Below are 11,770 nucleotides of genomic sequence, written 5' to 3' on the forward strand. Positions count from 1 at the left end.
GGTTTAATTGCTTATTGCTGGTTTCCCTATAAACCCACCATCAAAAATATGCCTCAGCAGGGACAGGTAGCAACATTGTAAATAGTATCAATGAGTTATAATGTGGCTTATCCCGAACTGGGGTTATGATAAGTCTAGAGCAGAAGCTGAAGCAGAGAGAAGAGCCATTGCTGCTATATTGGCTGAAGCGGGGGAGAATGAGCCGACGAGCAGTGATACCAACAGCGATAACGAGTATGCTTACGATACAGCAGATTATGATAGTAATGACTATAGCAGCGATGATTACAGTAGTGACGACTATGATAGTTATGCTGAATACAGCAGCAGTGCTGAAGGTATGCTCTCAGGGATGTCGGGTTTAAGTCCCAAGTCAATGGCTGCAAAGTATGAAGCCATGCAAATGGCAAAACAGCAAGCTAAGACAGAGACGGTAAATCGTGGCAGCCTACCAATGTCATCTACAGGCATGATTGGCAATATACTTGATATGTTCCACCGCACTCCTGAGCAAATAGCTGCATCCAATGCCTATCAGTATGAGCATTTAACATTCAATAGTGTCAGTCAATATCGTCCCAAGCAGCGCCAACTACAAAGTGTCTATAGTTACGACTACGCCACACCAACGATTAGCTCATCGATACAGATACCGTTAGCATTTGATTTTAATAATAGCAGTGTCGTAGTAGATCCATCGGCCATTATGCCGATCGTTGCACTTGCTAACCCTGAGAATACGCCATTACCAGCACAGATGACCTCGCACACGGTGAGCTTTGGTTTGCCTGAAAGCATCACGGCACAGTTGCCACCAGCGGTGCTCTACGATGCGGTGCTCAATGCGATACGGAACAGCATGGCTGAGCTGGCGCCTGAGCATTTTAGCGCAGTCGATATCAGTGGTGACACGTTTGCCAAAGAAGTTGGTGCGACTCGCGCAGTAAAAGTCTATTTTGGTAGCCAGCAAAGCGGTGAAATAATTGGCAAGATGCTCAAATATGTGACGAAATCACTGCAAGAATATGTAGATGCCAATCCAGATAAATATCCTGATGGTGCCGCACTAAAGACAGCACTTGCTAAAGCGCAATTATACAATAAAGGCTATCAAAGCGCGGATGTCGGTTCGCTATTGCAGCTGATCGAAGCTATCGGTCCTATCTCTTTTAATCAAATCAACTACTATTACTTAGACAGCTCAGATCGACTGCTGGCCAAGCAGCAACGTGTCAATATCGGTGGTGATTTGATGGGGTCGACCACAACCATGCTAAATCAAGTGCGTTACGATAAAGCCAGCTTTAACCGTCATGCCTTGACACCACTGCTTACTGAGTCTTTTGGTCCAGACGCGATGCCTCCTATCGATGGCAATGCATGGATAGCTACGCAGCGCGAGAAAAAAGACAGATTACAAACGGCCCGCTATGCACGCTATGACTATCAAGATAGTGGTATCGAAGGTGCTTATAACAGCGATGAATATAGCAGTAATGAATATAGCAGTAATGAATATAGCACTGATGAGTATGGTAACGATAAAGACAATGGCGCAGACGCTGTCGATGAGAGCCGAGTTGACGATGCTCAAGATGATATGAATGAAAAATAGAAGTCAAATGACATCATCTTATTGCATTTACGCTCATATCTATTAAGGATAAAAAATGAAAACAGTACATCACACCATTGCACAACGTCTGCCATGTAAGACTAAAAACAATCTGCTAATAACCAGCGCATTTTTGACAGGGGCGCTGTTGTTAACAGGTTGCCAGTCTACCAGTTTGGGCCAGTCCAACACAGCGGCTGTAAAACAAGCACCTAGCGTTGCCAAAAAAACACTAGAAACAGCACTACAAAAACAGCGTCGTCAGTCCTTTAGCTATCATAGTAATCTTGAGATTGGCAATAACCAACAATTTACAGATGCCGATACTGGTACTGGTACGGAGAAAATGGCGGTATCAGACTATGTAGATGAACACTGCGAAGAGGCACATGACCAAGCGTACGCCACTCTAATCCTGCAAGCCGAACAGCAAAACAAAGATATCTTAGCGGTGGATTACGATACTAAGCGTGACAGCATAAGGCAGTCGTATTTTGAGTGTGTAGATGCCTATCATGCATGGGATAACCATCAATACGATAGCGATGTAAAAGTAGCACCAGATTATCAAGCGCTATTTGATAATTATGAGGATAAACAAAAACCGTTAGATAGGAAGAAAGCACAGTTATTAGATGAGTATTTGCTAAAGCCGCTTTCTATCGACTCTCAAGGGATATACCAACCGATGGCAGGCAAGGCTACGATGCTCGCCAGCGCGCAATATCAAGCACGCAATCATCACAGCAGTATCAACCAGCCTATTTATATGGATTTTAAAAACGGTGATATTTACCTATGGGCAGATAATTTTGCGATTCTAAACTCAGAATTGTTGGACGATAAACTCGGTACAAAATGGCAAAACAAGTGGTTAAAAATAGCTATTGATGATGGTACATTGCCTAAAGGATTTGGTGGTGAAGTCATCAAAAGCCACTTTGCAGCGTTAGATGCGACTTATGATGCGGCTCCTGTCAGCCAGTTTAATTATGTTGCCCCTAACTCACTTGCTTCAATATCGCCAAAACTGCCTGCGCACCAGTTATCGGCTATGCTACCAAGCGATCAAATCATTCGCCGAGTACAAAGCTTTGGGGATTATCAAGCGTCGCAACAGAAATATATGCAGATTTTCTACGATCGGATCAGTGAAAAATACCCAGAGTTGGTACAAGAACCCGAACCGATGACAGCGTTTGAGTCGATTCAAAATCCAAAGGCATTTACCAGTAAGTCTATTGTACAAAAAATACTGGCTATGATAGAAGATCAAATGAATGAGGAAGCCACGACAGGTGAGGCCGTTGCCAATACAGAAGTACAGGAACTGTACGGGTTTGATAAAAGTGGTCAACTCAAATGGGAGCACTTACGTCGTCAGTTGGACAATACTAGCGAAGCGAATAGTAATAAGGGCATGAGGATAGATGTGTTGCAGCAGTATTCTGCTATCAGCACTAAGGACTTGGCGTTTCCTAACTTACCAAGTAATGTGCAGATGCCGAACGCTAGCAATAGCATTGATTTACGAAAGTATGCTCCAGAGCTGCTGCAATACTACCAAGATGGTAATGGCACGGCAGTAGGTAAGATGGTCTTTAACATGTTGCCGATGGTCAGAGAGCGTATTGGTTCGGTTGAGTAACTTATTAGAGTATTAATGAGTAAATAGAAAGCATTATTAGTTTTTGAACAGGATAATTTTGCACTAAAAAAAGCGCACCTATTAACGGCGCGCTTTTTTAGTTTATACGTATACAGCTGGGTAAAATAACACTTTTCCGGAGTGGTTTATTACATACCTTGCTGTGCACGATCACCACGTTGCTCACGATGGTCTGGACCACGACGGCCTTCGTCGTCACCTTTTCTATCTTCTTTCATTTGTGCAAGTTTTGCACGTTGCTCAGCAGTCAACACTTGAGCGATGGCGTGTTGTGTTTGTACACGTTCGATAAAGCGTTGCTTTTCTTTTGCCGCACGTTGATCAGCCAGACGGTTCAAAGCAGCAGTATTCAAAGTGCTGGCATTGGTCAGTGCTTGTATTTGCTGATCCATTTGCGCGCGTTCTGCTTGATGTTCTGCACGGTCAGCAGTGCGATCGCCACGTTTGTTTTGCATGATGGCTTTGATTTGCGCTTGCTGTGTCGCTGTTAGATCCAGTTTTGACATTGGGCCTCTCATCGCACCATCTTTGTGGTTCTTTTGCATTTGTGCAGTTGGCGTTGTATCAGTGGTTGCGTTAACGCTGGTGCAAGCCGTTACTGTAAATATGCTAGACGCTGCTAATACTGAGCCTAATAGTAATTTTTTCATCATAATATCCTTGATTACATTGAGTTTGATTTCATAAGCACTAAATTTTTATCTTGCAAGTACCATCTGTTGAACGTTATCGCTCGTTATGGTCAGCCATCTTAGAAATGCAATACTTGCTGTTGATAGGAGTATATTACGACAGTTAAAGGTTACGAACATTTATGAAGTATTAAGAAAGGTAACGTTTCTGGTGAATTGGCAAGTGCTTGCCTGATAATATGGTTAACTACAGTCTACCGACAATAAAAATGCCACGGCGGCAATTTCGCTAACCATATCACAATGACACTTGTACGCGGATTTATTGCGTCATGATTACTATAGAGTGATTGGATTGAGTAAATAGAGATAAATAAAAATTAAAGGAGAGAAGCATGCCAAATATCCTGATAGGCGATGACGACGAAGAGTTGACTCAGTTATTGCAAGAGTACTTGGACAATCATGGCATTCGCTGTGACTGCGTGCATGATGGTGCAGCAGTCATACAACGACTCAAGGCAGTAGCACACGAAGATACGGTTTATGATTTACTCGTACTCGATATTATGATGCCAAAATTAGATGGATTAAGTGTCTTGCGCCAATTACCAAATATTATTGATATTCCTGTCATTATGTTAACGGCGAAAGGGGAGGAGATTGATCGTATTATTGGTCTAGAGCTTGGTGCCGATGACTATATCACCAAACCTTGTAACCCTCGAGAGCTGCTGGCTCGTATCAATGCAGTGATTAAACGTACCAATACGACCGCATCAGAGCATACTCCGTTGCCAGAGAGTCGTTTGCATCTCGATCAAAACCAACGCGCCTGTCAGATAGATGGGGTAACGCTACAAGTCACTGGTACAGAGTTTGATCTGCTCGTGGCTCTGCTCAAGCAAAAAGGGGAGGTGGTGAGTAAAGCATGGCTGTCAGAAAATGTCCTGCAACGCGAATTGCAGCCCTTCGACCGTAGTCTCGATGTACATGTATCTCGCTTACGCAAAAAACTTCAACCTTTCCACGATGAACCAATAAAAGCGGTGCGTGGCAAAGGTTATCAACTGGTGCTGTAATGACGGACATATCGATGAAAGCTTCTGAGCAGACCCTCAAAAAAGCACCTAAGTTTAAGGTGCGCATTACCTTGTTTTGGCGTCTGTTTCTGAGCTTATTACTGACGATTTTAATCACCTCTGTATTGTCTATCGTGGTAGAGCGCTGGCTGGCTGAAAAAGAGCTGACCTCTCGTATGGACGTACAAATCGATAGTCTATTGATAAAGCGTGAAGAGATGGTCGCGGCGCTACGGGCTGGTGATGTAGACTCTGTCAGGCAGATGTATCGTCAAGACCGACAGCTGATGAATCAAATCAGAGTCTATGATGAGCAGGGCGCTATTGTATTCCCGCGTTACCGTGACCAAGACGATCGTGCGCAAGGACAGTTGCAAAGTGGTCGGCGGCTAATGGATCGTGCGATACAACCGTTGCAGCAAATACCACCTAGGCCACCTAGAGTAGAGAATAGCGTTTATGGTCTAGAAGGTCGCAATGCTGACAATAGACTTCGTGAACACGACAATGAAATACCGAAAATTGAGCCGTCTTTTTGGCAAAAATTCCTAAAGTCAAGAACAGCAAGTAGTGCAGCAGTAGCTGATATCGATACTCGTCCTGAACTGGCTGATATGTCTGTTGAATTACCTGATGGTCAGTCAATTATCATACAGTTGCGTCCGCACTTGCGTTTTTCAGACGTGGTAGAGATACAGCACGGTAATTTTCCAATCCGTTTGCTATTAATTGTTATCTTTAGTGTATTGGTCTGCATATGGCTCAGTCGTACGCTAACTCAGCGGATTGGCCGTGTACAAAATACCGTACACCGTATGATCGATGGTAATTATCAAGCCAACCCAGAACTGTCCAAGATGGGCGATGATGAGTTGGGGCTACTTGCCAAAGACGTTGCCCATCTCTCGACCAGACTGGTTGACAGTGAGCTGGCACGTAAGCAAATGCTCAGTGATATCTCACATGAGCTGCGTTCGCCACTTGCTCGTCTGGATGTAGCGACTGAGCTGACTCGAGATTTTGCGCCCAATGCCAATCGTTATCTAGACCGTATCGATAAAGAATCTACACGAATGAATGAGCTAATTGAGCAAATCATTCATATTCAGTCTCTACAAATGCAGCAATATACCGTCGATAATTTGGAGAGTGAGGCAGTCGATATATCCGACACTATTAGTAATATCGGAGAGGATGTCTGCTTTGAGTTTCAACATAAAGACGTGCATTGGCAATGGCAACCGCCTGTAGCCTCAGCGCTAGATGATTTGGCAGGATTTTGGACAGTCCAAGGTAATGCAGAACAGTTGTATAGTGCACTTGAAAATGTCATTCGCAATGCCTTTATGCACACGGCAGCGGGTTCGACAGTGATTGCGGAAATCAAAGCAATCAAGATGGACAATAAGGCACCAGCCGTTCAAATTAATATAACAGACGAAGGCGGCGGTGTCGCAGACAAAGACTTAGAACGTATTTTCCATCCCTTTGTGCGGCTTGATACTGCTCGGCATCGTGATACTGGCGGCTATGGTCTTGGATTGGCTATTGTTCATGCTGTAGTCATGGCGCATAAAGGATATATCAATGCTCATAACCGGCAAGGCGGTATTCAAGGGTTGGTGGTTCAAATAGTGCTACCCAACAGATAAAAAAAGAGAAGTTATTGAGTAATAGATAAAAGCCAATTCTTTTTAAAACCAACGTAATTTATTATAAATAGGCAAAAATTAAAAGTATTTATATTCGTTTATATGAATATAATAGATGAAAGGTATTAAAACGCTGATGAACGGTATTGTTACTCTGCATATATTCGGTAATACTAATATATGCAGAGGGTGATAAAGGTTATACAAAACAAAACGTCTTATTCCTTAAGGACTAACACAACTGCTATCTAAACAAGGTTTCATCATTATAAGCTTATAACCCGTTTTATTTTGTCACATCGTCTCTCTGAAAATAGATCTTATCTCTGATTTTTTAAATCTGACAAGTCTGTAAGGGAGTACACATCATGAACCGCATCTATAAAGTTATCTGGAATGAAGCCTTACGTTGTTTTACCGCTGTTAGTGAATATGCAAAGGGACGTGGCAAGTCTTCCAAATCTAGCGTTAGCTCTAACGCTTCCATCAGTACAACGTCTAACCTGTCCGCTATCCATACATTACGACTCAGCACAATAGCGCTTGGGCTATTAGCTGCTGGCTTTGGCATGCAGGCGAATGCATTGGGTACCTACTTTGTTGGAGACGATCCAACACCTAGAATACATACCAATTCATTCCTTCATCAAACACTAACGGTGCAGGGTGGAGAGACGGTCACTGGCGATCCCGATACCAAAAATATCAGCGTGACTGCCAATAGGCGTGATAAAGCGCTAACGATAAAGCTCGATGAAAATGTCGACTTAGGGACTGATGGCAGTCTCAAAACGGGTGATACTTTAGTTGATAATTCAGGCATTAAGATTACAGCCATAAATCCAGCCAATAGTGTCATTTTGAGCAGTAGTGGCCTAAACAATGGTGACAACAAAATCACCAATGTATCCTATGGTGCTGTGATGGCAGGGAGTAAAGATGCAGTTAATGGCTCGCAGCTATATAGGCTAGTTAATATAGTCAAGGATAACAAGACTAAATATTATAGTGTTGACTCTGAAGCTATTGGCAATGCCAACAACGATGGCGCAACAGGTTATAACGCTATGGCCATGGGTGGCAATGCAAAGGCAACAGGCAGTCAAACTATTGCTATTGGTAGCTCGGAATCTGGACAGCAAACGTTGGCAAGTGGCGAGCAGTCTATTGCTATTGGTGCGAATGTCGTTTCAAGAGGCGGCTCTTCTATTGCTATCGGTGGCGATGACCTAAACTTAGCATCGATATACAATATCGACGGTAGTATCACTAGCACTGATCTAAACAGTGGTACAGTCAATACGGCTTTTAATGAATATGCGGGTCGAGATCTACTGGATGCAAGCGACCCATATACAGGAAATACTGAATCGGGCGGGGCAGCTTCCATAGCAATTGGTGTCAAAGCTCGTACGGCGGGTCATCTTGCAACTGCAATAGGTACGCATGCGAATGCTGCTGCAACCGCGTCATCAGCGTTCGGTGTGGCTGCCTCTGCTACTGAAAAAGGGGCATTGGCACTTGGTGCCGGGGCACAATCTAATACTCAAGATGGCGTGGCGCTAGGATCACAATCTGTAGCTAACGTTGCAGGTGGTGCGCTTGGGTTTGCTCCATCAAGTGCTAGTGTCATAGACAAAGCAGTTATTACAGCAACTAATAGTACAGGTCTTGGTGCAGTTTCTGTTGGTAGCTCTACTAATGGTACTCGCCAAATTGTTAATGTCGCAGCAGGTACTCAAAACAGTGATGCAGTAAACGTATCTCAATTAAAAGCGTTAGATACTATCGTTGCTGGCATTGATTTCCCGATTCGTTCTAGCAGTGCACAGCCATACACTACGTCAGTAACAGGTACTGACGCTCTTGCTGTTGGCTCTAATGCCAATGCAAACGGTAATAACTCTACCGTGGTTGGAGAGAACGCATTTGCAAACGCAAACGCAACAGTCATTGGTGAAGGCGCAAGGTCTTCATTCAACGGCTTTGCTGGTGGTCAAGATGCAAAAGCAGGGGTTAATTCAGTGGCGATAGGTCAACGAGCCACAAACGGAACTGCAAGTCGTGCGGTTGCGATAGGCTATCAAGCAAAAGCCATGGCTCAAGACACCATTGCAATTGGTCTTGATGCACAAGCTAAAGCGCAAGGCGGTGTAGCACTCGGTAAAGGTGCTAGTGCAAATGCTCTAAACAGCGTGGCTTTAGGTCAAAACTCTATTGGGGCGGTACAAAGCGGCGCATCTTTCTTAACCAACGTTGCTGCTGATGCCAATAACGGCACCGTCTCAGTAGGCGCTGTTGAAAGCGAACGTCGTATCATTAACGTTGCAGGTGGTTCAGCAGATACGGATGCAGTGAACGTATCTCAGCTAAAAGTGGTTACAGAAACTGCTAATAGAGGTTGGGATATTAGTGCACAAGGTGATAGTGCTACCGCAAGTACGGTAGAACCTGGCGAATCAGTTGACTTCAATAGTAAAAACAGCAACATCACTGTCTCCAAAACAGCAAACAACAATGATGTCTCGTTCGAACTCAACAACAACTTAGACCTAGGTAATAACGGTAGTGTAAGAATGGGTTCGAGCTCTCCATTCGGTCTTGGTAATACAACGACACTTGATCGCTCAGGTCTAACAACAGGTAACTCATACCTTAGTACTACCGTTGATGGTTTAGGTGTTAGAACGGGTAATGCACTGGCTAGTACATCAGTTAATGGCTTAGGAGTATTTGTGAATGGTCCACTAGGTATTCCTAGTACTGTTCTAACCATGGATGGTTTAACAATTATCGGTGGTCCAAGCGTAACAAGGTCTGGTGGTATCAACGCTGGTAATAGAAGGGTTGTCAATGTTGATAACGGTGAAGACCCAAATGATGCTGTCAATGTCAGTCAGCTCAGCAGTGCCTCCGCTGCCGCTAAAACAGAAGTTGCTGCAGGTACTAACGTGGAGGATGTTGTGAAGTCTACAGGTGGTAACGGTCAAGATGTCTATACCGTTAATGCTGATGGCGTTACTGCTTCAGCAGGATCTGCCGCTGTTACAGTTACCGCAGGTGAAAAAGATGATACAACTAACACCACTGATTACGCGGTTGACTTAAGTGCTGATAGCAAAGCCAGTCTGGGAAAAGCGGACAGTGCCATACAGACCATTGTTGCTCAAATAGATGGAGTTGATGTCAAAACGCTTAACCAAACTGATAATACGGCTAACTTCCTAACGGGAGATAACATTGTTCTTAGTGCCGAGGATGGTGGCATTAAAGTTGCTACAAAAGAAGATGTCACTTTTACTAGTGCTAGCTTTGCTGATAGTACAGTTCGTGTGAATCGTGAAGGTCTTGATAATGGTGGCAATAGAATCGTCAATGTAGATGATGGTCAGGGAGATACAGATGCCGTCAATGTTAGACAATTAAATGCAACCAACAATACAGTGGACCTAGGACTGAGCTTCACAGGAGATGATACAACCGTTGTCGTCAATCGCAAATTGGGTCAAACGTTGACACTCCAAGGAGGCGCGACAGAGTTAACTGAGAACAATATCGGTGTGATCGCTGATGAAGAGGGCAATCTAAATGTTAGATTGGCTGAAGATGTCATGCTTGGTAAAAACGGTAGCGTGAGAATGGAAAGCGCGGTGCTTAATAATGCAGGCGTCACCATCACTGGTGGTCCTAATCAGACCATTACGTTAAGCAACGAAGGTCTTGATAATGGTAATAATAGAATTATCAAAGTTGATAAAGGAGTTGCACCAACTGATGCTGTAAACTTTGCACAGCTCACTATGACTAATGATGAAATTGCTAAAGGTATCAAAATTGGTGACGGCAATAGTGCCAATGATCAGCAATTTGCCCTAGGCGATACCATCAATGTCACAGGAGATAACAATCTGTCTACTGTCGCTTCTGCGACTGGCGTCCAAGTGAAACTGAATAATCAGTTAGACCTCGGAGATGATGGCAGTATACAGATAGGCAATAGCATCATGAGCGATGCAGGCTTTACCTTCGTTGGAAGTGGCGTGAATAGAATGGTTTCGCAGGTCTCATTGAGTAGCCGTGGTCTAGATAATGGAGGCAACACCATTCGCAACGTTGGGGAAGGTGTGCTAAATACGGATGCTGTCAATGTTGGGCAGTTAAAAGATGTCGCCATTGCCTTGGATCAAGGTTGGGGCATCACCGCTCAAGGTGATATCGCTACGATGGTAAAACAAGGAGATGCCGTCGACCTCAGTAGTAAAGACGGTAATATCAAGGTATCTAGGAAATCAGTGAGTGATGTCGCTGCTTTCGATAGTAGTCCATCACTACAAGCTGTAGCCATCCCTACCAATGCTAATGACATTAGCTTTGATTTGAACCCAGATATTACTTTGAATAGCGTAACCACTGGTGGTACGGTCATGAATGACGATGGACTGACCATTGCAGGTGGCCTAAGCATCACGAAAAGTGGTATTGATGCCGCTAATACCAAAATTACCAACGTTCAAAATGGGGAAGTTTCGGCAGAAAGCCAGGACGCCATAAACGGTGGTCAGCTTTACGCCCAAGGAGCTGGTATCAGTAGTATTATCGGTGGTGACACTGTTTACAATGCCGAAGATGGTACTTTCACCAACAGCGACATTGGTGGAACGGGTGAAAGCAATATTGATGGTGCGATTGCTTCTATCAGACAAGGCACGATTGAAATTAGTGAAAATGTGCAAATTAACACAGAGAGCATTACCACTAATACAACCAATATCGCGACCAATACGACAAATATTGCTACGAATATCAGCAATATCACGACCAATACCACGAATATCAGAACCAATACGGATAAGCTAAATGCTGGACTCAATTTTGGCGCAGACAGTGGTGCCAATATCAACAAACCAATTGGCGATGATAGTGTCCTAAGCTTTACTGGTGGCAATAACATCACCACCACAGCAGATGGCAGTAGTATTAAGTTTGATCTAAACTGAACCGCCCCGACTTTATCGGAGAGTGATTTACTTGAGTCAGGCAGCGATGCCTGACAGGGTTAAATTATCATAATACCGCTTTTCAAACTCAAAGGGTGACACATATCCAATCGTGCTATGCAA

General features: G+C 43.9%; 5 protein-coding genes and 3 pseudogenes. 7 read left to right on the forward strand and 1 reads right to left on the reverse strand.

The genetic code is table 11. The features are described from left to right. The first annotated feature begins 100 nt into the window (after window positions 1–100). Window positions 101–1,615: a hypothetical protein gene (locus tag JMX07_RS13035; protein WP_201608375.1), complete on the forward strand. Its 1,515-nt coding sequence runs from the start codon at window positions 101–103 to the stop codon at window positions 1,613–1,615. A 55-nt stretch (window positions 1,616–1,670) separates the two neighbouring features. Continuing rightward, on the forward strand, window positions 1,671–3,263 hold the full coding sequence (locus JMX07_RS13040; RefSeq protein ID WP_201547243.1) for a hypothetical protein: 1,593 nt from the start codon (window positions 1,671–1,673) through the stop codon (window positions 3,261–3,263). A 149-nt stretch (window positions 3,264–3,412) separates the two neighbouring features. On the opposite strand, the gene JMX07_RS13045 is transcribed toward JMX07_RS13040, so the two are convergent. Continuing rightward, on the reverse strand, window positions 3,413–3,937 hold the full coding sequence (locus tag JMX07_RS13045) for a Spy/CpxP family protein refolding chaperone (RefSeq protein ID WP_227543643.1): 525 nt from the start codon (window positions 3,935–3,937) through the stop codon (window positions 3,413–3,415). 374 nt (window positions 3,938–4,311) lie between these two features. On the opposite strand from JMX07_RS13045, the gene JMX07_RS13050 reads away from it, so the two are divergent. The 5 genes and pseudogenes from JMX07_RS13050 to JMX07_RS13780 all read left to right on the forward strand — a co-directional run. Next, entirely contained in the window at window positions 4,312–4,998 is a 687-nt protein-coding gene (locus JMX07_RS13050; RefSeq protein WP_057759848.1) for a response regulator transcription factor, read from the forward strand. A gap of 14 nt (window positions 4,999–5,012) precedes the next feature. After that, window positions 5,013–6,650 carry a sensor histidine kinase gene (locus JMX07_RS13055; protein ID WP_201608377.1) on the forward strand — a complete coding sequence of 546 codons (1,638 nt, stop codon included), beginning with the start codon at window positions 5,013–5,015 and terminating at the stop codon, window positions 6,648–6,650. Between the two features lie 368 nt (window positions 6,651–7,018). After that, a pseudogene (locus JMX07_RS13770) lies at window positions 7,019–9,553 on the forward strand (ESPR-type extended signal peptide-containing protein); the annotation flags it as partial. A 3-nt stretch (window positions 9,554–9,556) separates the two neighbouring features. Next, window positions 9,557–9,773, forward strand: a pseudogene (locus JMX07_RS13775) (hypothetical protein); the annotation flags it as partial. A 254-nt stretch (window positions 9,774–10,027) separates the two neighbouring features. Continuing rightward, window positions 10,028–11,647 (forward strand): annotated as a pseudogene (locus JMX07_RS13780) (hypothetical protein); the annotation flags it as partial. Between the last annotated feature and the right edge of the window lie 123 nt (window positions 11,648–11,770).

This window comes from Psychrobacter immobilis (assembly GCF_904846235.1).
Taxonomy (GTDB): domain Bacteria; phylum Pseudomonadota; class Gammaproteobacteria; order Pseudomonadales; family Moraxellaceae; genus Psychrobacter; species Psychrobacter immobilis_C.

Coding starts and splice junctions, on each gene's coding strand:
- JMX07_RS13055 (WP_201608377.1), top strand. CDS start 5,013: ATGAAAGCTTCTGAGCAGACCCTCAAAAAAGCACCTAAGTTTAAGGTG.
- JMX07_RS13040 (WP_201547243.1), top strand. CDS start 1,671: ATGAAAACAGTACATCACACCATTGCACAACGTCTGCCATGTAAGACT.
- JMX07_RS13045 (WP_227543643.1), bottom strand. CDS start 3,937: ATGATGAAAAAATTACTATTAGGCTCAGTATTAGCAGCGTCTAGCATA.
- JMX07_RS13050 (WP_057759848.1), top strand. CDS start 4,312: ATGCCAAATATCCTGATAGGCGATGACGACGAAGAGTTGACTCAGTTA.
- JMX07_RS13035 (WP_201608375.1), top strand. CDS start 101: ATGTGGCTTATCCCGAACTGGGGTTATGATAAGTCTAGAGCAGAAGCT.